This window comes from Nonomuraea mangrovi, from assembly GCF_042681425.1.
In the GTDB taxonomy this organism is placed as follows: domain Bacteria; phylum Actinomycetota; class Actinomycetes; order Streptosporangiales; family Streptosporangiaceae; genus Nonomuraea; species Nonomuraea mangrovi.
On the sequence record NZ_JBHUFV010000079.1, the window covers coordinates 37,457 to 58,742 of the forward strand.

The window sequence follows — 21,286 nt, forward strand, 5'->3', positions numbered from 1 at the left end:
ACAGTAGGCCCGCGCGCCCCCTCAGGCTAGGTGGGGCGCGGCAGCGACCTGACGCTCACGACGGCGAGCGCGGCGGCCAGCACCAGCAGTGCCGCGAACTGGGCGATCATCGTGGTCCCCAGCGGCTGCGTGGCGAAGCTCTCGGCGTCCAGGGGCAGCGAGGGCGCCCGCATCACGCCCTGCAGCATCGCGACCACGGCCAGGGCCAGACCCCAGGCAGGCGGTGAGGCCCGCCGGACGAGGCAGTGCACGCCGGCCACCCCGATCGCGATCGCGCTCAGACCGGACAGGTCGGTCCACGCGGCTATCCAGGTCAGATCGTCGCCGTTGTAGAAGGCCAGGCGCTGAGTGGTGGCGAAACCGACAGCGACGTGCAGGGCAGTCAATCCCAGCGGAAGCACCGCGAGCAGCGGCGAGCGGCGCACCGGCGCGTCGTTGTGGTAGCCGATCAGCAGCGCCACGCCGGGCGTCGCCATGACCAGCAGGTAGAGCACCTGCTCGGTGATCGTCCGCTCCCACATGAACAGACCCATCCCGGTCATGACCGCGATATACAGCAGGCTCAGCCAGGTGAGGATCCTGGCCGCGTGCACCCGGCCCAGTGCGAGCGAGGCGAAGGCCGCGACCCCCACCAGATCCGCGGCCGCGGACACGAGCCCCCACGCCTGCCCGGCCGGATCGGTGATCACGTACTCGGGGTCGAGGTCGCCCACGATGCCGAAGGAGAACAGCGTGCTGATGAGGCCCTCCCAGCCCAGGACGGCGTGGTAGCCCAGGCCGAGCAGGGCGACCAGCCTGACCGCGTCTCCCATCTCCCGGTAGCGGGGGGCGGCGCCGGGCCCGCCCGCCCTCACCCGGATCGCCAGCGCGGCCACGGAGGCGACCTCGCGCCACGTCGGCCGGGCGTTGTCCTCGTCGCGGACCTGCCCGGTGCTGTCGAGGAAGGCGTCGACCATCTCCTCTTCGCGCTTGGCCCGGTAGGACGCGGGCAGCATCCTGAGCACGAAGCGGTAGCGCTGCTCCAGCAGGGTCATGCGGAACCTCCGGCGATCGAGGGGCGGGCGGTGAAGGAGCGCCCGCGGGCGCTGAGCCGTTCGGTGGCGGCCTGGAGGGTGCCGGTCAGCCTGGCGACCTCCGCCTGGAGCGCGTCCTCGCCCGCGTCGGTGAGGCGGTAGTAGCGGCGCAGCCGCCCCGACTGGACCTCTTCGTGATCGAGCTCGACGAGGCCGTCGGAGGCGAGCCTGTCGAGCACGCCGTACAGAGTGCCGATCTTGAGCTGCACCTTGCCTTCGGACAGCCGTTCCACTTCCTGCACGATGCCGTAGCCGTGGCGGGGCTCGTCGAGAAGCGCCGTCAGAGCCAGGAACATGGGCTCTGTCATATTCATGCCTTCACGATAACATGCGAGGCAAGATATCAGGCGCGCTGGCTCGAAACCGAGACCACCTCTCCCGTCATGTAGCCGGAGTACTCGCTCGCGAGGAAGACGATCACGTTGGCCACCTCCCACGGTTCCGCCGCCCTGCCGAACGCCTCCCTGTCCACCAGCTCGGCCAGCACCTCCTCCGTGGTGACCCTGCTCAGGAACGGATGCATGGCCAGTGAGGGCGCGACCGCGTTGACCCTGATCCCGTGCTCGGCGGCCTCCACGGCCGCGCACCTGGTCAGCGCCATCACTCCCGCCTTGGCCGCGGCGTAGTGCGACTGGCCGCGTTGCGCCCTCCAGCCCACCACCGAGGCGTTGTTGACGACCACGCCGAAGCCCTGCGGCATCATGTGCCGCAGCGCCGCGCGCGTGCAGCGCATCGTGCCCGTCAGCGTCACGTCGAGCACCGCGTGCCACTGCTCGTCGGTCATCACGGCCAGCTCGGCGGTGCCGCCGAGCCCCGCGTTGTTGACGAGCACGTCCAGCCGCCCGTGAGCCTCCACCGTCGCCTCGAACAGCGCGCGCACCTGCGCCTCCGAGGTGACATCGCACGGTACGGCCAGCGGCTCGGCGCCCGCGTGCTCGGTCAGCGCCTCGGCCGCCTCCCGCAGCCGCCGCTCGTGCCGGTCGGAGATGACGACGATCGCCCCCTCCTCCGCGCAGCGCCTGGCGGTGGCGTACCCGATGCCGGTGCCCGCCGCGGCGGTGACCAGCGTGACCTTTCCTTCGAGCAGGCCGTGTGACTTCACTTGGGCAGCCCCAGGGTGCGTTCGGCGATGATGGTGCGCTGGATCTCGCTCGACCCCGCGTAGATGGTGTCGGCGCGGCTGAACAGGTAGAGGCGCTGCAGGTCGCCGAGCTCGCCCACCAGGCCCTCCTTGCCCAGCACCGCCTGGGCCAGCTCACCCAGGCGCTGGTGCCACTGCGACCAGTAGAGCTTGGCGATCGACGGCTCGGCGTCGGGGCGCAGCGCGTTGAAGCGCATGATCCGCAACTCCAGCCACGACCGGGCGAGCTCGTCCCTGATCAGCGGATCGTCCAGCGCGCCGGTCCGCCGCGCCGCCTCGACGACCTTGGCCAGCTCACGCTGGAAGCCGATCTGCTGGCCGAGGGTGGAGACGCCGCGCTCGTAGCCGAGCGTGGCCATCGCCACCCGCCAGCCCTCACCCGGCGCGCCCAGGATGTTGCCCTTCGCGGTCCTGGCGCCGTCGAAGAAGACCTCGTTGAACTCGGCGGTGCCGGTGAGCTGCCTGATCGGGCGCACCTCGACCCCGTCCTGCCGCATCGGGACCAGCAGGTACGACAGCCCGTGGTGCCGCGCGGAGCCCTGCTCGGTACGGCACAGCACGAAGCACCAGTCGGCCACGTGCGCGAGCGACGTCCAGACCTTCTGACCCGTGACGACCCACTCGCCGCCGTCGAGCACCGCCCTCGTCTGGACGTTGGCCAGGTCGGAGCCCGCCTCGGGCTCGGAGTAGCCCTGGCACCACAGCTCGTCGCCGCGCTGGATCGGGGGCAGGAAGCGGTCCTTCTGCTCCCGCGACCCGAAGTCGAGGATCGTGGGGCCGATCAGCCCCTCGCCGATGTGGCCGACCCTGGCGGGGGCGTCGGCCCTGGCGTACTCCTCGTGGAAGGCGATCTGGTCCTCGAGGGAGGCTTCGCGCCCGCCGTACTCCTTGGGCCAGGCCAGGCACGTCCAGCCCGCCCTGCCGAGGTGGCGTTCCCACGCGTGCCGTACGTCGTGGCCCTCGTGCTCGCGGCCCGGACCGCCGAGCCCTCGGGCGTGGGCGAACTCGGCCGAGAGCGCCGACTCCAGCCAGTCCCTGGCCTCCTGCCTGAGCGTCATGAGGCGAATCGCCCGTAGCCGCCGCGGAAGAACAGCAGCGGGCCTCCGTCGGCGTGGGTGTCGAGCTGGTGGACCCTGGCCACGACGATCACGTGGTCACCCGCGGGGTGCTCGGCCTCGACCGAGCACTCCAGCCAGGCCAGCGCGCCTTCGAGTAAGGGGTTGCCGCCGGGGGAGCGGGTCCAGGAGAGGCCCGCGAACTTGTCGCCGCCCTTGGTCGCGAGCTGCGCGCACACCGGCTGCTGGTGCTCGGCGAGCACGTTGACGGTCAGCGTCCTGGCCGCGCGGAGCCTGGGCCAACTGGTGCTGGTGTGCGCCACGCAGAAGGCGACCAGCGGCGGGTCGAGTGAGACGGAGGTGAAGGAGTTGGCCGCGAGGCCGCTCGGCCTGCCGCTCTCGGGATCGAGGGCGGTGATGGCGACGACGCCGGTGGCGAACCTGCTCAGCACCGACCTGAAGTGCTTGGCGGCCCCGTTGGGCCCTCCCGCGGAGGTGCTTGCGATGGGGGTGTTCCCGTTGGTGGTGCCGTGCTGGTACGGCGCGCCATGCGGCCTGCCGTCACAGCCGTCCGGCGCGATCAGCCGGGCAGCGTGTGTGCTCATGGGCGCCTCCTCGTCCACCACTGTATCTTACCAAGCGCTTGCTTGGACGGTAGGCGTCTCCCCGAAAGCCTGTCAACGCGTTGACAGCCGTTTCGTGCGCGGCATAGCGTCGAACACGTGGCCAAGCGCTTGCTTGATTTCAGAGATGCGGCCGCGATCGCGGGAGTCGGGTACACGCCGTTCTCCAAGGACTCGGGCGTCAGCACGCTGACCCTGGCCTGCAGGGCCGTGCTCGCCGCGCTCGAGGACGCGGGCCTCACCGCCGGCGACGTGGACGGCCTGGCCACCCACAGGGTGGGCGACTCCGCCGCGCCCTCCGTGGTCGGCCCCGCGCTCGGGATCACCGCGCCCACCTGGCACCTCGACCACTTCGGCGGCGGCAGCGTCTCGCACGCCGTCGTCGGCCAGGCGGCGCTGGCGGTGGCGGCGGGCATCGCGGAGACGGTGGTCTGCTACCGGGCGATCAACGCCAGGTCCGAGTTCCGCATGGGGACGGCGCCGAACCCCAGCCCCGAGACGCAGTACCTCGCCCCTTACGGCTACGGCGCGCCCGTGCAGCAGTTCGCGATGTACGCCCGCGCCCACATGCTCGAGTACGGCACCAGGCCCGAGCACTTCGGGCACGTGGCGGTCAGGCAGCGAGCCCACGCCGTGGCCAACCCCCGCGCGCTGATGCGCACCCCCATCACCCTCGACGACTACCTCGCCAGCCGCCCGATCGCCGAGCCGCTGCGCCTGCTGGACTGCTGCCTGGAGACCGACGGCGCGTGCGCGGTGGTCGTCACCACCGCCGAGCGCGCCCGCGACCTGCGCAGGCGGCCGGTGCTGATCTCCGGCGCCGCATGGGGAGGCGGCGACTCCTTCCTCGCCCCCGGCGAACCGACCGTGACCGCCGCCGCCGCCCTGGCCCCCCGCCTGTACGGCATGGCAGGCGTGGGCCCGGGCGACGTCGACGTGGCCGAGCTCTACGACTGCTTCACCTACTCGGTGATCGTCCAGCTGGAGGACTACGGATTCTGCGCCAAAGGCGAGGGCGGCCCCTACGCCGCCTCGGGAGAGGGGCCGCCGGTCAACACCCACGGCGGATTCCTGTCCGAGGGATACGTGCACGGGCTCAACCACATCGCCGAGGCCGTCTCCCAGCTGCGGGGTGACGCGGGCGAGCGGCAGGTGCGCGGGGCCGAGGTGGCGCTGTCCACGGCCCAGCCAGGCCACATCCTGCCGGCCACCTCGGCGCTGATCCTGCGGAAGGGGTGAGCGGGTGGACAGGGACTCGGCCGAGTGGTGGCAGCTGGTGGCCAAGGGGGTGCTCGCGGTCCAGCGGTGCTCCTCGTGCGGGCTGCTCAGGTTTCCCGCCAGGGCGTTCTGCGCGGGCTGCCGTACCGAGGGGTGGTCGTGGGCGCCCGTCGTGCCCGAAGGGCTGGTGGAGAGCTGGATCGTCAGCCACTGGCGGGCGCCGGCGCCCTACACGGTGGTGCGGGTGCGGCTGGCCGAGGCGCCGGGTTGCGTGCTGTACGGCACCTGGCGGGGCGAGGGCGAGCCGCGGCGGGGACAGCGGGTGCGGGCGCTCCTCACCGGCGAGCCGCTGATCGAGTGGACCGCCTGACCAGGCGGCGGGATGGTCGGCAAAGAGAACGCGCCCTGGCGGGCGTGGGGGACCCGCCAGGACGCGTCTCCGTACCGTGCGCGTCGACCCAGGACCCCGGCGAGGGATGGGGTCCTACGCCGAGTGCTCGCGCACGGAGCGGGTGGGGGAGTGACCGTCTGAAGTTGGGTGGCGGTAGTGCTCGGCGATGCGGAGTGCCGCTCCTACCGGGTCGTCGATCGGGTGGGTGACGGTCTCTCCCTCCTCGTTCCATTCGAACGAGCCGTCCCTGCACCACACGGTCAACTCGGTCAGTACGGATAACACCGACATGCCGTTCCCATTGCTCTGGTAGGTGTGGGTGAACCCCTGGCGATGCAACGCGTAACGCAGTAAACGTGTTGCCTCGCGGGGGTCGTGCCAGGGCAGGTACGGCGTACCCGCGCGGACCGGTAACACCGGCCGTCACCCCCCTCGCCCGACCTTTCGATGGATTTGTACCAACGAATGGATGATGCGGCTGTCAAGGCGCTCCGGTCAAGGGGTTGTAGCTAGCTAGAACCAGATCGTCTAAATTGTTGGAACAAAAGGGGTGAAAGTGGCTCGGTCGTCGCTGTACCAGCAGGTGGCTTCGGATCTGCGAAGGGCCATCTACTCCGGCGACCTCGGCCCCGGGGCGCAATTGCCCACAGAAGCCCATCTTCAGGACAAATACGGAGTAAGCCGCAATACCGTCAGGTTGGCCCTCGGCGAGCTGGTGAACGAGGGTCTGGTCACGCGTGCCCCCCGGCGCGGCACGGTCGTGCGGGATCGCCGGCCGTTGCTGATGTATCCGCAGCGAGAGCTCGCTCCGCAGCCGCGCGGTGAGGTGCGGGAGGCATTCGCGTACGCCGTCTCACAGGAGGGTCGCGAGCCGAGCCAGACGATCGAGGTGCAGATCGTCAGTCCGGTCGAGGAGATCGCCAGCCGTCTGGAGCTGGGCGACACCGACCTGGCGGTCGTCAGGCGCAGGCTGCGGTTCGTCGACGGCCAGCCGTACAACACCAACGACTCCTACTTCCCGCTGGCCCTGGTGCAGACCTCGGAGATCGCCAGGCCCGGGGACATCGCCCGCGGGGCGAACAGGGTGCTCGAAGAGCTCGGCCACGGACAGGTGAGGGTGGTCGACGACATCATGGCGCGGATGCCGAACCAGGAGGAGGCCGAGCGCCTCCAGCTGGAGCTGGGGACCCCGGTCGTCGTCTACATCAGGGTGGGCTACGACCGCGCCGACACGCCCGTGCGTGTGGCGGTGTCGGTGCTCCCGGCGGACAAGCACTTGATCCGATACGAGCTGGGTCTCCGCTAGACCAGGCTCGCTTGGGGGTGATCCCGTCCGTGCGGCGCGGGTCACTCTTCCGCGCTGGGCACGGTGGAGTTGTGCATACTCCCCCAAATTGCATTTTTCCCTGAAATATCGCCATGAAAGCCGTGTGCCACCGAGTGGACACGTTCCGTGTTCACTCCGTCACCCATCGGAACGAAGGGCAGAAACATGCACTCCAACATCCTCCTTCCCCCGCTGACCCTCCGGCGGGCCATACCCGACGACCTCCCCGGCGTCCTCACCCTCCTCGCCGACACCGCCGAGTGGCTCCATCTCCAAGGCGTCCGGCAGTGGCCGCGCGGCGGCTTCGGCCCCGAGCGGATCGTGCCGCTGATCGAGGAACAGGTCCTCTACCTGCTCGAAGGCCACTTCGGTGAGACCGTCGCGACCATCGCGCTCGACGGTCACGCCGACGCCGAGTTCTGGGCGCAGGCCGACGAGCCCGCCTCGGCCCTCTACGTCCACAAGCTGGCCGTCTCCCGCGCGGCCGCGGGCACGGGCCTCGGAGACGCGCTGCTCGACTGGGCGGGTGGCGCCGTCGCCGCCTCGGGTCTCGACTGGCTGCGGCTCGACTGCTCGAAAGACAACCCGCGGCTCCAGCAGTACTACCGGCGCCGCGGATTCCGCCATCTCCGCACGGTCGACCTGCCGCACCGGGCCTCAGGCGCGCTGTTCCAGCGCCCCGCCGAGGTGCGCACCTGCGTCGCGGAGGGTCTGTTCCGCACGCTCGATCTTGTCGACGTCTGACCTGGCCTGACATGAATTGTCAGAAATGACCACTGCCCTCCTCCATGCCGAGAGGAGGGCAGATTAGGCGATAACCTCTTTTTCATGACCGGATCCTTGCTTGAGGTGATCGCGCTCGACGCGCGTGACGCCGTGGCCGCGGAAGAGGGCGGCGCCGACCGTGTCGAGGTCGTCGCCGACATGGCCGCCGACGGCCTCACCCCTGCGACGGAGACGGTCGCCTCGATCGCGCGAGAGTGCGCGCTACCGCAGATGGTCATGCTGCGCGCCGACGCGAACTTCACCCCCGAGTCGCTCGACAAGCTGGTCTCCGCGGTGAAGGAGCTGGCAGAGGCGGGCGCGGCGGGGTTCGTGTTCGGCTTCCTCACCTCCGAGGGCGTCGTGGACCTGGAGGCGACGCAGACGCTCATCCACGCGGTCTCGCCGTTGCCGTGGACGTTCCACCGGGCCGTCGACCACGCCGCGGACGTGCAGGCCTCGTGGCGGGCGGTCCGGCTGCTGCCCAACCTGGCGACGGTGCTGACCTCGGGCTCGCCCGCGGGCGTCACCGAGGGACTCCCCGTGCTGCGGGCGCGCGCCGAGGCGGGCGACGCCGGACTGATCCTCGCCGGCGGCGGGCTCAAGCTGCGCCACATCCCGACGCTGCTCGACTACGGCGTGCGCGCCTTCCACGTGGGCAGCGCCGTCCGCTCGGCGTGGACCGCCCCCGTGGACCCCCATCTCGTCGCCCAGTGGCGCGCGCTGATCGACCGCGACATCTAGCCGCTACGCCTTCGGGACCCGCTACGCCTTCGGGGAGGCCGGGCTGAGGGCCGAGTCGGCCCTGTGCAGCGCGGCCACGAGCGTCTTGATCGTGGCCGGCTCGTCCAGCACGCCGCCGTCGGCCGCCCTCCGCTCCTCCCACGCCCGCACCCTGGCCGCGTGGGCGTCGTAGTGCGCCAGATGGAAGGCGTAGACGGTGGCGAAGCGCGACACCAGGTGCGAGGGATGCATGTCCCACCCCTGGTAGAAGCCGTGCGACAGCGAGTGCCTGACCAGGGCGGCGTGCCTGCGCCACAGCGCGTGCACGTCCTCCGTCGAGGCGGAGGCGGGCGAGGCGGCCAGCGACCCGTCCGACAGCTCGACGCCCGTCCCTGCGAACGCGGTCTGCATGACGTGGCGGGCGTGGTCGCAGGCGGGATGGTCGAGCCGCTGCTCGTGCGGCGGCAGGCCGAGCGCCGCGGTGTAGTCGAACACGCCGAAGTGCGCCGCCGCGAGCCGGCCGCCGAGCGACTCGGCCAGGTCGGCGCGCAGGAACATGACGGTCTGCGGCGCCTCGACCTGGATCTCGAACCGCACCGGCGAGGGCAGGGCGAGCCGACTCTCCAGCGCGGCCAGCACCTCGCAGAACTGTCCCAGGTACTCCTCCATCAGCACCTTGGGGAAGGTGAGCGTGAAGCCCGGCGGCAGCGCGCCGGCCCGCGTGACCACCTCGGTGAGGAACAGCTCCAGCGTGCGGACCGAACGGCCGGGGTCGCCGTCGGCGAACGACTTGACCCTGAGCCCCCACCTGCGTGGCAGACCGCCTTCGGCGTGCAGGCGGGCCAGCGCCGAGGCGGCCGCGACCGCGTCGCCGTCCTCGGCGTCGGGCCGCACGCCGTACCCGTCCTCGAAGTCGACGCGCAGGTCCTCGACGGGCTCGGCGGCGAGCTTGGCGGCCACGCGCGCGTGCACGTCGGCCGCCAGGCCCGCGGGGAGCTCGAACACCTCCGCCATGGCCGCGGCGTCGGGCAGGTGCGCCTTCATCAGATCGAACGCCTGGCCGCCCCACGAGGACGGCGTCGAGGACGAGAACAGGTCGGCGGGAACGTAGATCGTGTGCACGGGCTGCCAGCGGGGCTCCAGCACGGGATAGCGGGCCTGCTGGACCCGGTGGACGTCCTCGAAACCGTCGACGGTGATGCGCATCGTCACACGTTATCGAGGGCTCACTGTCACGGTCACGGCGGTGCCGGGGCGGGCGCCGACTGCCACCTTCAGCAGGCCGTCGCGCTGCGACGTCACGGCGGAGCGGACCCCGGAGACCTTGACCCGCACGCCGCGGGGGAAGAACTCTCGCGGCACCGCGATCTCGGTCGGCGCGTGCACGCCGCGCCTGGTGGTGTAGGTGAGCGTGAGCGTCCTGGCGGCCGCGTCGTAGGACTCGGCGACCGGCAGCCCCGCGACGCGGCGCGCGTAGGCGCCGAGGGCGGGCTCGGCTCCCGGAGCCGTGCGGCCTCCGCCGTCGAGCTGGCAGTAGCCGCCGGAGTCCGACCTGCACCAGTAGAACATCGCCCAACCGGTCGAGAAGCGGTTCATCGCGGCGACCGAACCGCTGACGAGCCGCCGGTTGCCGGGCAGGCGGCTGTTGGGCGGCCCCCACTCGCCGACGATCACCGGCATCTGGTTGGCGGCGGGGTAGAGTCCGATGGCCGCCTCGTAGCGCTCGATGAAGCCGCTGGACGGATCCCAGTCGCCGCCCGCCTCGACGCCGGTGGAGTACATGTGCGGGGCGTAGCCCACCTTCGGGTCGTCGAACCTCGGCAGCTGCGTCGGAACGCCCTCGCCGACCAGCACCGTCGGCTCCACGAAGATCCATGACTTCCTGTCGTGGACCCTGATGCCCGCGATCAGGCGGCGGTACATGTCGGCGAGCTGGGTCCGCTCGATCCTGGCCGAGGCCGTGACCAGGTCCTCGCCTTCCAGGAACCTGCCGAACGGCTCGTTGAAGAGGTCGTAGCCGAGCAGGGAACGGTGCCAGGAGACCTTCCTGACCAGCGTCTGCCACATCTCCACCTGCTCGGCGCGCAGGTCGGCGTCCTCGTAGAGGTGCTCGAAGGCGGCCATCACGGCGGGCTGGAAGTAGTCCTGGAACCAGTCGCCGGGGTTGCGCTCGAACGGCAGGCCGTCGTCGCGCGTCGCCCACTCGGGGATGCCGTTGTGGCCGCCGAACCTCGGCCCGTAGACGTCCTGGTGCATGTCGATCATGACGTGCAGGCCGTACCTGTCGGCCCAGCCGAGGACGCGGTCGACGTAGCCGAGGTACTCCTGGTCGTAGACGTCCTTCCGCGGCTCGATGTACTGCCACTGGACGATCAGCCGGAGGAACGTGAGCCCCTTGCCTGCCATGGCCCTGACGTCGTCCTCGGTGACCCTGTCGGTGGGGTACTTGCCGGCGTTGAAGCCGCGCAGCCTGATCACGCGGCCGTCGTCGTCGGTGAGGTAGGTCCGGCCGTCGGCGGTGATCTTTCCGGGGGTGCGGGAGGCCTCGGCGGGCAGGGGAGCGGTGAGGAGAGCGGCGAGGGTCACGAGGGCGAGTGAGCGGCGCATGGTGGACCCTAACCCGCCGGTCCGCTAAAGGTGAACGGTACTCATGTTGCAATTCGGCCGCAGGCCGCCAGCATCGCCTCGAGCCCGACCAGCTTGACCCGCTCACCCCTGCCGAGCGTCCTGGCGAGGTCCGCCTCGGCCGCCTCGATGGCCTGCCAGTCCTCGTAGGTGACGGGCCTGACGCCACGTGCGGCCAGCAACTCGTCGATCGAGGCGACGGCGCCCGAAGGAGCGTCGGCCAGCAGCGTACGGACGGTCTCGGCGGCATCGGACTTGTTGGTCCCGATCACGCCGGTCGGCCCGCGCTTGAGCCAGCCCGCCACGTACTCGCGGTCGCGGACCCTGCCTGCCAGGTTCGGCACCGTCATCGTCTCGGTGGAGAACGGCACACCGGGCAGCGGCACGCTCTGGTAGCCCACCGAACGCAGCACCATCCCGACCGGCAGCGTCTCGAACTCGCCCGTGCCCACCACCCTGCCGTCCTCCGACAGCCTCGTCCGCTCCAGGCGCAGGCCCTCCACCCTGGTGGTGCCCAGGATCTCCACGGGGCGCAGCCAGAAGCGCACGTCCAGCCTGCGGGGGCGGCCCACGGGGGAGCGCTCCGACCATGACCGCAGCACGTCGATGTTGCCCTTGATCTGGCGCGGGAAGTCGCCGCCCAGCACCACGGCCTCGTCGGGGCGCACGCACACGTCCGCGTTGGCCACCTCGCCCAGCTCGCGCAGCTCCTTCAGCGTGAACTTGGCGTGCTCGGGGCCGCGCCGCCCGATCATGTGGATGGCCTTGACCTGGCTGTCGGCCAGCCTGGCCAGCACGTCGTCGGGCACGTCGGTGGCCCTCAGATCCTCGGCCGTCTTGGCCAGCACGCGCACCACGTCCACGGCCACGTTGCCCACGCCGATCACGGCGACCTCGGGACTGTCGAGCTCGAACGCCTCGGGCGAGACGTCGGGATGGCCGCAGTACCAGTTTACGAAGTCCGTCGCGGCGACGCTGCCCAGCAGGTCCTCCCCCGGGATGCCCATCTTCCTGTCGACCATCGCGCCCGTGCAGTAGACGACCGCGTCGTAGCAGGCGAGCAGGTCCTCCACGGAGACCTCGGAACCGAGCGTCACCCCGCCGAGAAACCGGACCCGAGGCAGCTCGAGCACCTTCCTGAGGTAGTTGGCGATCGACTTGATCGAGGTGTGGTCGGGTGCCACCCCGTAACGCACCAGCCCGTACGGCGTCGGCAGCCGTTCGAGCACGTCCACATCGACGGGATCCGCCGACTGCTTCACCAGCGCCTCCGCCGTGTAAATGCCGGCGGGGCCCGATCCGACGACTGCCACGCGCAACGACACGCTGCCTCCTCGGTGGCGACGCTATGTCCGTGATTCTGTACCTACCAGACGCAGGCGGCCAAGCTCGTCGAGGAATCCCGTGTCGCCTGTCCTGACGAACCCGTCCTTGGCGAACACTCCAGGCTCGCCGTCTCCGACGTACCCGCTCATGACCGCCTGGGAGCGCAGCAGCACGTCGCCCTTCGCGCCCACGGGCAGCGGTCGGCCCGCGGGATCGCGGACGGACAGGTCCACGCCGGTGCGCGGCCTTCCGACGGTGAGCTCTGCGTCCTGCGGCGGGTCGCCGGGGCGGGTGCCGAGGCCGAGGCCGGCCTCCGTGCACAGGTAGCGGTTGCACACGGGCACCCCGAACCGCTCCCGCAGCCGTCTGATCAGCTCAGGCGCCGCGGGCCCTCCGCTGGACAGGACCAGGTCCAGCGACGGCGGCGCGCCGCTGACCTCCAGGATGGCGGCCAGCTGGGCGGGCGTGCCGTGGAGCACCCGCAGCTCCTTCTCGCACACCAGGCGCAGCACCGCCTCGGGGTCCCAGCGCGGCAGCACGTGAGTGGTCCTGCCGGTCTGCAGGAAGACCGGCAGGCGCGTCGCGAACGCCATGTGACCCATCGGATGCCACAGCACGCGCGAGTCGCCCTTGCCCCACCTCACGCCCGCGCCGTGCGCCCTGATCGCCTCCAGCTGCCGCTCGCCGAAGACCGCGGCCTTGGGCGGGCCCGTCCTGCCGGAGGTGTAGGTGATCACGACGGGCCGTCCGGGGTCCGGGGGCAGCGGGGGCGGCGGGGCCTCGTTCCTCGCCAGCGTGCCGTACCCGCTGCCGGGCAGCGTCACGACGTCGAGCCCCGGCAGGGAGGGGAGCAGGCCCGGCATGGTGACGACGATCATCGGGTCGAGCGCGGCGAGCAGGCGCACCCTCAGGGGATGGCGCGGGTCGACGCCCGCCGCGACCGCGCCGATCTTGGCGGCGGCCACGTAGCAGACGGCGAACTGGGGGCCGTCGGGCAGCACGAGGGCGACCACGTCGCCGATGCGCGTACCGCGGTGGGCGAGTCCCGCGGCCACCTGGTCGGAGAGGCGGTCAAGTTCGGAGAAGGACAGGCGGGAGGTGCCGGAGTCGACCGCTACGCGCCCCCCGAACCTGCGCGCGGCCTCCCCGGCCAGCAGGCGCAGCATGGCGGCTCCTGACGAAAAGGCGCACTGGAGTTCCTACCCGTGTCGCGCTGCCTCACGCAGGGCGATCTTGTCCAGCTTGCCGTTGACGTTCACGGGCAGCTCGTCGAGGACGAAGACCCGCCGGGGCACCTTGTAGTCGGCCATGTTGGCCTTCGCCCACGCGCGCAACCCCTCCTCGCTCACGTCGGCGCCCGCCCTCGGCACCACGTAGGCCCAGCCGGCCTCGCCCGACCTGTCGTCCGGCACGCCGATCACCGCCGCCTGCGCCAGCGACCCCTCTTTGAGCAGGAGCGACTCGACCTCCGCGGGCGAGACATTGAACCCGTTGACTATGTAGAGCTCCTTCTTCCTGTCGACGATCGTCAGGTTGCCCACCGGGTCGAGCACGCCGATGTCGCCGGTGTGCAGCCACCCGTCGGCGTCGATCACCTCGGCGGTCCTGTCGGGCTCGTCCCAGTAGCCGCGCATCACGCCGTAGCCCCGCTGCAGGATCTCGCCGCGCTCGCCCTGCGGCACCTCCTTGCCCATCGCGTCCACGATCTTCACCTCGATGCCCGGCACCGGCCGGCCCGCCGAGCCCGCGATCACGTCGACGGGGTCGTCGTGCCTGGTCATCGAGACGACGGTGCCCTCCATGAGTCCGTAGGCGTTGATCATGCGGTCGAGCCCGACGCGCTCGACCAGGCGGGTGACGAGCGAGGCGGGCACGGCCGCCGCGCCGCAGATGGCGACCCTCAGCGACGACACGTCGTGCGGCCGCCTGTCCAGCTCGTCCAGGAGCCGGGCGAAGAGTGTGGGCGGCCCCGCCAGGACGGTGATCTTCCCCGACTCGATGAGCGTCATCAGGGCGTCGGGACTGAACGTCGCGACCGGCATCATCGTCGCCCTGCGCAGCACGCACGCCAGCAGCCCGGCGTTGAGCCCGAAGCCGTGGGCGAAGGGGGCGATCACCGGATACCTGTCGCCCTCGCGCAGCGTGACGATCTCCGACCAGTCCCAGTAGCCGCGCAGGACCTGCGCGTGGTCAAGCATGACGCCCTTGGGCGTCCCCGTCGTGCCCGACGTGGACATGATCTCGCACAGGTCCTCCCCTCGTACGGCGAGTGCCCTGGCCTCCGCCTCCTGCACGCTCGCCATCGCCCGCCCCGCTTCCTCGAAGCGGCGCACGGAGGGCAGACGTTCCCCGCTGATCAGCAGCGACGCTCCCGTCTTCTGGGTCAGCTCGGCGGCCTCGAGCCGCTTGGCGCGGGCCGAGATCGGCACGAGCACCGCGCCCGCGTCCCACACGCCGAAGGCGTTGACCACCCACGACAGGTCGTTGGGTCCCCAGATCGCCACCCTGTCCCCGTGACGCACGCCCTGGGCGATGAGCGCGCGCGCCACCGTCTGGGCGCGCTCGCGCAGGGCCGCCATGCCGAACTCGAGGGTGACGGGGGCGTCGGGGTGGCGTTCCGCCTGGTCGCGCAGCATCCGGGGGATCGTTTCCCACTGCATGGCGTGCTCCTATACGAGAGCGCGGTCCCTGCCGAGGTGGTGGCCTCGGTGGTCGATCACGACCCCGGGCGAGGAGTTCTCGGCCACGTCGGGCGAGACCTCCACGGCGATCGAGATCGGGGTGAGCGCGGCGAGGGCCTGCTGGATGCGCGAGCGCCACATCGGGTTCTTGACGAGGCTCTCCCTGCCGAAGGTCACGGTGAGCGTGGCGGCGTCGAGCGTGCCCTGCCTGCTGACGGCCAGCTCCCAGCCCGACACCCCGTCGATCTTCGACAGCGCCTTCTCGATTCTCGGCAGCGAGACCCACACCCCGCGCACCAGGACGTGGTCGCCGACGGTGTGCGCGAGCCTGCCGTCGGACGTCACGTGTCCGGTGCGCATGGTGGCCTCGCCGTGCGTGACGACCAGTTCGGCGAGTCCCCCGTCGGTCATGGAGTCCTTGGCCAGCGCGCCGAACCCCAGCGCGCCGTCGGCCAGCGGGGTCAGCGGGTCGTCCTCGGCCGCGCGCCAGGCGAGCGCGCCGCCGGAGAACGGGCTGGAGTAGACCTCGCTCACCCTGGCGTCGAACTCGGCCGCCAGGTGGCCGAGTGTCCGCTTGCTGGCGATCTCGCCGGTCAGGACGACGGTTCTCAGCCCGAGATCGAGGGGGTCAAGGAGGAACTCCAGGTGCAGCCTGGCCAGGAAGTCCATCGCGCCCGTGGGAGTGGCGACCAGCGTCGTGGCCCCGACCGCCTGGAGCGCCCGGTGCAGCCGCATCCTGCCGCGCGGACCCACCGAGGCGGCGGCCTCGGCCACCTCGGCGGCCGCCGCTGCCCACAGGCCTCCCGCCGGCTCGGCCAGCGCCACCACCACCCTGTCCCGCTCGCCCACGCCCGCCGTCCTCAGCGCCTGCGCCGTCAACTCGGGACGCAGCGGGAAGCCGAAGGAGGCGTCGGGCGCCAGGTGGAGCAGCCCCATGGCCCTCCCCGGCACCAGGTCGTCACGGGTCAGCCACCGGCTCACTGATCACCTACAGCGTGGAGGTCCCGTCCTTCGGGACGGGGAGGAAACGCGGCACGAACGGACACTTCACTCTCCTGGTCTTGTCGGTGGCGGTCGGTCGGCGGGATCCACCGCCCTCAGGCGGGGGAGAGGTCAATGCATCACCTCGGTCATGAAGACGTTCATGGAGTCGCAGACCAGGTCGTGGCGCAGGCCGCCGACCTGGCACTGCAGGATCAGATCGGTCGCGCCCGCCTCCGCGATGCGCGCCACGGCCTTGCGCGACCCCTCCACGTCGTCGACCACGACCATCAGGTGCTCGCGGAGGGTCGCCATGGCCTCCTCCGGGGGCATGCCCGCGGCGAGCTGGCCGAGCACCCGGTGGGTGGCGTGGCGGGCGTCGTAGTAGTCGGGCGGGGTGACCAGGTTGACCTGGCGGCGGATGTACCAGAGGACCGCGTCGGCGGCCTCGTCGCGGGCGTCGCCGACGTACCACGGGATCATCAGCGCGATCCGCCTGGTGGCGGGGTCGAAGCCGCTGTCGGCGAGGCACTCCTTGTAGCGGGCGATGTCGGCGGCCACGTCGTCGACGCCCTTGAGCATCGTCATGCCGAGCAGGTTGTAGCCGTGCCTGGCCGCGGCCAGGTATCCCTCCAGGGAGGTGGAGGCCACCCACACGGGCGGGTGGGGCACCTGGGCGGGTCGCGGGTAGACCGCCACGTCGGGGATCTCGAAGAACTCGTTCGACCTGCTGATCGGCTCGCCGTCGGCCCGCCAGATGTCCAGCGTCGCCTCCAGGCTGTCCTCCCAGATCTGGCGCGACTTCTCGAACGGCCGCTGGAAGGCCTGGTACTCCAGGGGTGAGGCGCCGCGTCCGGTGCCGAACTCGACCCTGCCGCCGCTGAGCACGTCGAGGGTGGCCACGCGCTCCGCGGTCCTGATCGGCGACTGGAAGGGCAGCAGCACCACGCCGAGTCCGAGGTGGATGCGGGTGGTGCGCTGGGAGATCGCGGCGAGGACCAGATCGGGCGCGGAGGAGTGGGAGAAGCCGCGGGTGAAGTGGTGCTCGACGAACCACGCGGTGTCGAACCCCAGACGGTCGCCGAGGACGACCTGGTCGATCACGTTCTGGAATGCCTGCCGTTCGACCTCGCGGGTCCGACCGCGGACCTCCAGCTCGTATCCCAGGCTGATCCGCATGCACGCCTCCCGATAGAGAACCAAGCGCTCGCTTGGTTGAGCGTAGCAGCAGACCGGGACTTGCGGGAAGGGCGCGGGGAGATCAGAGTGAGTGTCCGTGAGCGCGGAGAAGCGGCGAAAGCAGGGGCTGGGGCGGTCGAAAGATGACACGCTCCCAGACATGAGATTGCGTCGCGCCGGAGAGGCTCACGACGAGCCCGCACTGGCCAGCGCCCGCAGGTTCGAGGCGTTCGGCAGAGTGATGGCCGCGCTGGCGAGCGAGGCCGAGTTCATCGAGTCGTGCCGCGACCTCACCTGGTGGCGCGGCGCCGACCACAGCTGGCACATCTCGTGGCGAGACGGGCCCTACGCCTCCGAGGTGGTCACGCTCCTGGCCGAGCACGTCCGCGATCCCGGTTTCGACGGGAGCCTGGTCACGGTGGTGGGCCCCGGCACGCCCTCCTCCGCCGTGCTCGACGTGATGGGCGTGCGCTTCGAGCTGCAGGCGGTCGACCCGCTCGGCAGGTCGAGGGCCGACGCGCGACCCGGGTTCTGGCGGTTGGCCGAGGCGCTCGACACCACCCGCAGCACCAACGCCAGGCGGCCGTGGGAGGAACTGCTCGGCGGTTAGCCGATCTCCAGCCGCGCCCTGTGCGAGCGGGGCGGGCCGAACAGCTGCGCGTCCGAGGTGGCGCGCTTGAAATGGCGGTGGGCGTCGTGCTCCCACGTGATGCCGATCCCGCCGTGGATCTGGATGTTCTCGCCCGCCGCCCTCAGATAGGCCTCCGAGCAGTAGGACCCGGCGACGGCCGCGTTCTCCCTCGTCGGCTCCTCCGCCGCCGCCCACGCCGCCGACCGTGCGGACTCCACCACGAGCAGCAGGTCGGCCAGCCTGTGCTTGATCGCCTGGAAGGAGCCGATGGGGCGGCCGAACTGGTGGCGCAGCTTGGCGTAGGAGGTCGCCTCCTCCAGGCACCTGGCCGCGCCGCCCGCCTGCTCGGCGGCCAGCGCGATGACCGCCAGGTCGCGCACCCGCTCCCATGCGGCGCCGTCGCCGGCCTGCCGTACGCGGACGTGGTCGAAGGACAGCGCGGTCAGCGGGCGGCTGGCGTCCATGGTCTCGTACGGCACGCGAGCCGAAGGCTCGGCCTCGACCAGCCGCCCCCCGGCGTAGACGAGCACGGTCTCGGCGTCCAGCACGTAGGGGGCGGCTCCGCTCAGCCGCTCGCCCTCCAGGACGCACGAGTGCTCGGACGGCAGCACCACGGTGGCGGTGCGCGTCCCCTCGGCGATCGCCCTGAGCAGGGCGGGGTCGTCGGTGGCGGCCGCCGCCATCACGGCGGTCTGGAGAAACGGATGGGGCGACAGTGATCTGCCGATCTCCTCGCACACGACGGCCAGTTCTCGCATGCCGTATCCCGCTCCGCCGAAAGGCTCGGGAACGGCGAGTCCCGCGATTCCGAGTTCGCCGGCGAAACGCGCCCACGGCGCGTCCGGATGGGCGGCGAGAAACGACCTGACGACGGCCCGCAGCTCGGGAAGGCTCACAACGATTGATTTAACCAAGCGATTGCTTGATTTTCCAGCCTGACCATCGGTTGACCTAAATTTACTTTTCCTGTATGTCCGCATAGTCTGATAAGCGAACTATGGAGAAGATTGCTATCGAATACGCTGATTTTGCCGAATATGATCGGCGTCAGCGAGGCATCCAGCGCCATGTGCTGGCCGCCTTCGTCGGGGGACTGGTGGTCGGCTCTTTCGGCGTGCTCATGTCCGGCCTCCGCCTGGGGGTCTACGACCCCTACGCCTACCTCGCGCTGGCGGTCGTCGTCGGCGCGACGGCGACGGGCTTCGGCTGGGCGCTGCTGACCACCTTCCTCGCCTCGGTCTCCACCCTGGTGGCCGCCATGGCGGGCAGCGCGCTGCACGGCGACCTGCGCTTCGAGGCCATCGGCGGCAGCGCCGCCGGCGTCAACCTCCTGCTCGTCCAGCTGGTGGTGTTCGGGCTGCTCGCCTACTTCACCCGCAGGCGCGACCTGTGGGGTGACCTCGCCGCGGGCGTCATCTCGGGGCTGCTGCTCGGCGACGTCATCGACCGCGCCAGTCCTGGCGGGGTCGACTGGGAGATCGGCTTCTGGCCCGTCCCCGCCATCGCCATCGGCTCTCTGGCCGTGGTCGGCGTCCTCGCCCTGCGGCGCACGATGGCGGGCAGGGCGCGCGCCGCCACGATCGCCTGCGTGGTCGCGGGAGCCGTCGCGGCGGCGCTCCTCGCCCTGTGAAGGGCGAAAGTCGGTAGCCTGTAGGTCTTCACATCCGGGCCCTAACTAGGAGTAGCCGTGTTGCTGCGCATGTCGTCGTTGTTGCTTCGCACCCTGCGGGACGACCCGGCGGACGCGGAAGTGCCGAGCCACAAGCTCCTCGTCCGCGCCGGATACGTCCGCCGCGTGGCCCCTGGCATCTACTCCTGGCTCCCGCTCGGCAAGATCGTCCTGGAGAACGTCACCCGCGTCGTCCGCGAGGAGATGAACCGCATGGGCGGCCAGGAGGTGCTCTTCCCCGCGCTGCTGCCCCGCGAGTACTACGAGTCCACGGGCCGCTGGACCGAGTACGGCGACACGCTCTTCCGCCTCAAGGACCGCAAGGGCGGCGACTACCTGCTCGGCCCCACCCATGAGGAGCTGTTCACCGACATGGTGAAGGGCGAGTACTCCTCCTACAAGGACTACCCCGTCACGCTCTACCAGATCCAGACGAAGTACCGCGACGAGGCGAGGCCCAGGGCGGGAATCCTGCGCGGCCGCGAGTTCCTGATGAAGGACTCCTACTCCTTCGACCTCGACGACGACGGTCTCAAGCGCTCCTACGAGCAGCACCGCGAGACCTACATCCGCACCTTCGACCGCCTCGGTCTCGACTACAAGATCTGCTTCGCCACCTCGGGCGCCATGGGCGGCTCGGCGTCGGAGGAGTTCCTGGCGCCCACGCCCACCGGCGAGGACACCTTCGTCAACTGCCACCACTGCGGCTACGCCGCCAACGCCGAGGCCGTGGTCACCACCGCGCCCGCCGCCAGGCCGGTCGAGGGACAGCCCGCGCTCCAGGTGCTCGACACCCCCGACACCCCGACCATCGAGACGCTCGTGTCGCTGGTCAACGCCGAGCACGGCCTGAACATCACCGCCGCCGACACCCTCAAGAACGTCGTCGTCAAGGTCACCACGCCCGGCTCCGACAAGGTCGAGACGCTGATCATCGGTGTGCCCGGGGACCGCGAGGTCGACTTCAAGCGCCTGGAGGCCTCCCTCGCCCCCGGCGAGCCCGCCATCTTCGAGGCCGAGGACTTCGCCAAGCACCCCGGCCTGGTGCGCGGCTACATCGGCCCGCAGGTGCTCAAGGACCTCGGCATCCGCTACCTCGTCGACCCGCGCGTGGTCACCGGCACCTCGTGGGTGACCGGCGCCAACGAGCCGGGCAAGCACGCCGCCAACGTCGTCGCGGGACGCGACTTCGTCCCCGACGGCACCATCGAGGCCGCCGAGGTCCGCGAGGGCGACGCCTGTCCCCGCTGCGGCAATGGGCTGTCCATCGACCGCGGCATCGAGATCGGGCACATCTTCCAGCTCGGCCGCAAGTACGCCGACGCCGCGGGCCTGGACGCCCTCGGCCCCGACGGCAAGCCGATCAGGATCACCATGGGCTCCTACGGCATCGGCGTCTCGCGCGCCGTGGCCGTGATCGCCGAGCAGAAGTTCGACGAGCTCGGCCTGGTCTGGCCGCGCGAGGTCGCCCCCGCCGACGTCCACATCGTCGGCACGGGCAAGGACAACCAGGTCGAGGTGGCCGTCCAGCTCGCGGAGGAGCTCGAGTCGCGCGGGCTGCGCGTCCTCGTCGACGACCGTCCCTCGGTGTCGCCCGGCGTGAAGTTCAAGGACGCCGAGCTGCTGGGCCTGCCCACCATCCTGGTGATCGGCCGGGGTCTGGCGCAGGGCGTCGTCGAGCTGCGCGACCGCGCGACGGGGACCAAGGAGGAGATCCCGCTCGCGGAGGCGGCCGAGCGCGTGCTCGCCGCCTGCCGTAGCTGACCCGTCCGTTACGGCGGGCACGGGCCAGGCCACCGGTGTCACCGGTGGCCGCCCGTCCACCACGCCGCTGCGGCGCGACTTCGGCGGGCCGCCGTTACATCGCCCCGTACGCCCGCG

23 protein-coding genes are annotated in these 21,286 nt (G+C 71.0%); 8 read left to right on the forward strand and 15 right to left on the reverse strand.

Annotated elements, in window-relative coordinates; genetic code table 11:
* Nucleotides 1–26 precede the first annotated feature (26 nt).
* Genes ACFSKW_RS46465 through ACFSKW_RS46485 form a run of 5 tightly spaced genes read right to left on the reverse strand, consistent with a single transcriptional unit; the run spans nt 27 to nt 3,874 of the window.
* Nucleotides 27–1,034 (reverse strand): hypothetical protein, encoded by a 1,008-nt coding sequence (locus ACFSKW_RS46465; protein ID WP_379581022.1) that lies wholly within the window; start codon nt 1,032–1,034, stop codon nt 27–29.
* On the reverse strand, nt 1,031–1,387 hold the full coding sequence (locus ACFSKW_RS46470) for a PadR family transcriptional regulator (RefSeq protein WP_379581023.1): 357 nt from the start codon (nt 1,385–1,387) through the stop codon (nt 1,031–1,033). Before ACFSKW_RS46470 ends, ACFSKW_RS46465 begins: the two co-directional genes overlap by 4 nt.
* A gap of 29 nt (nt 1,388–1,416) precedes the next feature.
* Nucleotides 1,417–2,175 carry an SDR family oxidoreductase gene (locus tag ACFSKW_RS46475; RefSeq protein ID WP_379581024.1) on the reverse strand — a complete coding sequence of 253 codons (759 nt, stop codon included), beginning with the start codon at nt 2,173–2,175 and terminating at the stop codon, nt 1,417–1,419.
* Entirely contained in the window at nt 2,172–3,272 is a 1,101-nt protein-coding gene (locus ACFSKW_RS46480; protein ID WP_379581025.1) for an acyl-CoA dehydrogenase family protein, read from the reverse strand. The genes ACFSKW_RS46475 and ACFSKW_RS46480 overlap by 4 nt, the downstream gene beginning before the upstream one ends.
* Complete coding sequence (locus ACFSKW_RS46485) at nt 3,269–3,874, reverse strand: flavin reductase family protein (RefSeq protein WP_379581026.1); 606 nt, start codon at nt 3,872–3,874, stop codon at nt 3,269–3,271. Before ACFSKW_RS46485 ends, ACFSKW_RS46480 begins: the two co-directional genes overlap by 4 nt.
* A gap of 117 nt (nt 3,875–3,991) precedes the next feature.
* Between ACFSKW_RS46485 and ACFSKW_RS46490 the strand changes: the two genes are divergently transcribed.
* Nucleotides 3,992–5,131, forward strand: coding sequence for a thiolase C-terminal domain-containing protein (locus tag ACFSKW_RS46490; RefSeq protein WP_379581027.1), 1,140 nt, complete (start codon nt 3,992–3,994; stop codon nt 5,129–5,131).
* Between the two features lie 4 nt (nt 5,132–5,135).
* Nucleotides 5,136–5,480 carry a Zn-ribbon domain-containing OB-fold protein gene (locus ACFSKW_RS46495; RefSeq protein WP_379581028.1) on the forward strand — a complete coding sequence of 115 codons (345 nt, stop codon included), beginning with the start codon at nt 5,136–5,138 and terminating at the stop codon, nt 5,478–5,480.
* 114 nt (nt 5,481–5,594) lie between these two features.
* On the opposite strand, the gene ACFSKW_RS46500 is transcribed toward ACFSKW_RS46495, so the two are convergent.
* Nucleotides 5,595–5,792 (reverse strand): hypothetical protein, encoded by a 198-nt coding sequence (locus tag ACFSKW_RS46500; protein ID WP_379581029.1) that lies wholly within the window; start codon nt 5,790–5,792, stop codon nt 5,595–5,597.
* A gap of 292 nt (nt 5,793–6,084) precedes the next feature.
* Here ACFSKW_RS46500 and ACFSKW_RS46505 point away from each other — a divergent pair, with 292 nt between their 5' ends.
* The 3 genes from ACFSKW_RS46505 to ACFSKW_RS46515 all read left to right on the forward strand — a co-directional run bounded on the left by ACFSKW_RS46505 (nt 6,085) and on the right by ACFSKW_RS46515 (nt 8,334).
* Nucleotides 6,085–6,807 carry a GntR family transcriptional regulator gene (locus ACFSKW_RS46505; protein ID WP_379581207.1) on the forward strand — a complete coding sequence of 241 codons (723 nt, stop codon included), beginning with the start codon at nt 6,085–6,087 and terminating at the stop codon, nt 6,805–6,807.
* Nucleotides 6,808–6,993: 186 nt separating this feature from the next.
* Nucleotides 6,994–7,572: a GNAT family N-acetyltransferase gene (locus tag ACFSKW_RS46510; protein ID WP_379581030.1), complete on the forward strand. Its 579-nt coding sequence runs from the start codon at nt 6,994–6,996 to the stop codon at nt 7,570–7,572.
* Nucleotides 7,573–7,656: 84 nt separating this feature from the next.
* On the forward strand, nt 7,657–8,334 hold the full coding sequence (locus ACFSKW_RS46515; RefSeq protein WP_379581031.1) for a copper homeostasis protein CutC: 678 nt from the start codon (nt 7,657–7,659) through the stop codon (nt 8,332–8,334).
* A 21-nt stretch (nt 8,335–8,355) separates the two neighbouring features.
* Here ACFSKW_RS46515 and ACFSKW_RS46520 read toward each other — a convergent pair whose 3' ends face one another.
* The 7 genes from ACFSKW_RS46520 to ACFSKW_RS46550 all read right to left on the reverse strand — a co-directional run bounded on the left by ACFSKW_RS46520 (nt 8,356) and on the right by ACFSKW_RS46550 (nt 17,105).
* On the reverse strand, nt 8,356–9,519 hold the full coding sequence (locus ACFSKW_RS46520) for a DUF6986 family protein (RefSeq protein ID WP_379581032.1): 1,164 nt from the start codon (nt 9,517–9,519) through the stop codon (nt 8,356–8,358).
* Between the two features lie 9 nt (nt 9,520–9,528).
* Nucleotides 9,529–10,920 carry a cellulase family glycosylhydrolase gene (locus tag ACFSKW_RS46525; RefSeq protein ID WP_379581033.1) on the reverse strand — a complete coding sequence of 464 codons (1,392 nt, stop codon included), beginning with the start codon at nt 10,918–10,920 and terminating at the stop codon, nt 9,529–9,531.
* Nucleotides 10,921–10,961: 41 nt separating this feature from the next.
* Complete coding sequence (locus ACFSKW_RS46530) at nt 10,962–12,263, reverse strand: FAD-dependent oxidoreductase (protein ID WP_379581034.1); 1,302 nt, start codon at nt 12,261–12,263, stop codon at nt 10,962–10,964.
* A 21-nt stretch (nt 12,264–12,284) separates the two neighbouring features.
* A complete protein-coding gene (locus ACFSKW_RS46535; protein ID WP_379581035.1) occupies nt 12,285–13,430 on the reverse strand; it encodes a class I adenylate-forming enzyme family protein in 1,146 nt (381 codons plus the stop codon).
* 33 nt (nt 13,431–13,463) lie between these two features.
* Complete coding sequence (locus ACFSKW_RS46540) at nt 13,464–14,924, reverse strand: AMP-binding protein (protein WP_379581036.1); 1,461 nt, start codon at nt 14,922–14,924, stop codon at nt 13,464–13,466.
* 9 nt (nt 14,925–14,933) lie between these two features.
* Complete coding sequence (locus tag ACFSKW_RS46545) at nt 14,934–15,926, reverse strand: phenylacetate--CoA ligase family protein (protein WP_379581037.1); 993 nt, start codon at nt 15,924–15,926, stop codon at nt 14,934–14,936.
* 132 nt (nt 15,927–16,058) lie between these two features.
* The gene (locus ACFSKW_RS46550; protein WP_379581038.1) at nt 16,059–17,105 is read right to left on the reverse strand and encodes an LLM class flavin-dependent oxidoreductase; all 1,047 of its coding nucleotides are present in this window, start codon (nt 17,103–17,105) and stop codon (nt 16,059–16,061) included.
* Between the two features lie 160 nt (nt 17,106–17,265).
* Here ACFSKW_RS46550 and ACFSKW_RS46555 point away from each other — a divergent pair, with 160 nt between their 5' ends.
* The gene (locus ACFSKW_RS46555) at nt 17,266–17,715 is read left to right on the forward strand and encodes a hypothetical protein (protein ID WP_379581039.1); all 450 of its coding nucleotides are present in this window, start codon (nt 17,266–17,268) and stop codon (nt 17,713–17,715) included.
* Here ACFSKW_RS46555 and ACFSKW_RS46560 read toward each other — a convergent pair.
* Together ACFSKW_RS46560 and ACFSKW_RS46565 are read right to left on the reverse strand one after the other, a co-directional pair.
* Nucleotides 17,712–18,632 (reverse strand): acyl-CoA dehydrogenase family protein, encoded by a 921-nt coding sequence (locus ACFSKW_RS46560; protein WP_379581040.1) that lies wholly within the window; start codon nt 18,630–18,632, stop codon nt 17,712–17,714. The genes ACFSKW_RS46555 and ACFSKW_RS46560 overlap by 4 nt on opposite strands.
* The gene (locus ACFSKW_RS46565; RefSeq protein ID WP_379581041.1) at nt 18,629–18,805 is read right to left on the reverse strand and encodes a hypothetical protein; all 177 of its coding nucleotides are present in this window, start codon (nt 18,803–18,805) and stop codon (nt 18,629–18,631) included. The genes ACFSKW_RS46560 and ACFSKW_RS46565 overlap by 4 nt, the downstream gene beginning before the upstream one ends.
* On the opposite strand from ACFSKW_RS46565, the gene ACFSKW_RS46570 reads away from it, so the two are divergent.
* On the forward strand, nt 18,806–19,366 hold the full coding sequence (locus ACFSKW_RS46570) for a hypothetical protein (protein ID WP_379581042.1): 561 nt from the start codon (nt 18,806–18,808) through the stop codon (nt 19,364–19,366).
* Between the two features lie 57 nt (nt 19,367–19,423).
* Nucleotides 19,424–21,169, forward strand: coding sequence for a proline--tRNA ligase (locus tag ACFSKW_RS46575; protein WP_379581043.1), 1,746 nt, complete (start codon nt 19,424–19,426; stop codon nt 21,167–21,169).
* The last annotated feature ends 117 nt before the right edge of the window (nt 21,170–21,286 follow it).

Coding starts and splice junctions, on each gene's coding strand:
- ACFSKW_RS46465 (WP_379581022.1), bottom strand. CDS start 1,034: ATGACCCTGCTGGAGCAGCGCTACCGCTTCGTGCTCAGGATGCTGCCC.
- ACFSKW_RS46470 (WP_379581023.1), bottom strand. CDS start 1,387: ATGAATATGACAGAGCCCATGTTCCTGGCTCTGACGGCGCTTCTCGAC.
- ACFSKW_RS46480 (WP_379581025.1), bottom strand. CDS start 3,272: ATGACGCTCAGGCAGGAGGCCAGGGACTGGCTGGAGTCGGCGCTCTCG.
- ACFSKW_RS46485 (WP_379581026.1), bottom strand. CDS start 3,874: ATGAGCACACACGCTGCCCGGCTGATCGCGCCGGACGGCTGTGACGGC.
- ACFSKW_RS46500 (WP_379581029.1), bottom strand. CDS start 5,792: ATGTCGGTGTTATCCGTACTGACCGAGTTGACCGTGTGGTGCAGGGAC.
- ACFSKW_RS46510 (WP_379581030.1), top strand. CDS start 6,994: ATGCACTCCAACATCCTCCTTCCCCCGCTGACCCTCCGGCGGGCCATA.
- ACFSKW_RS46515 (WP_379581031.1), top strand. CDS start 7,657: ATGACCGGATCCTTGCTTGAGGTGATCGCGCTCGACGCGCGTGACGCC.
- ACFSKW_RS46520 (WP_379581032.1), bottom strand. CDS start 9,519: ATGCGCATCACCGTCGACGGTTTCGAGGACGTCCACCGGGTCCAGCAG.
- ACFSKW_RS46525 (WP_379581033.1), bottom strand. CDS start 10,920: ATGCGCCGCTCACTCGCCCTCGTGACCCTCGCCGCTCTCCTCACCGCT.
- ACFSKW_RS46535 (WP_379581035.1), bottom strand. CDS start 13,430: ATGCTGCGCCTGCTGGCCGGGGAGGCCGCGCGCAGGTTCGGGGGGCGC.
- ACFSKW_RS46540 (WP_379581036.1), bottom strand. CDS start 14,924: ATGCAGTGGGAAACGATCCCCCGGATGCTGCGCGACCAGGCGGAACGC.
- ACFSKW_RS46550 (WP_379581038.1), bottom strand. CDS start 17,105: ATGCGGATCAGCCTGGGATACGAGCTGGAGGTCCGCGGTCGGACCCGC.
- ACFSKW_RS46555 (WP_379581039.1), top strand. CDS start 17,266: ATGAGATTGCGTCGCGCCGGAGAGGCTCACGACGAGCCCGCACTGGCC.
- ACFSKW_RS46565 (WP_379581041.1), bottom strand. CDS start 18,805: ATGGCGCTGGATGCCTCGCTGACGCCGATCATATTCGGCAAAATCAGC.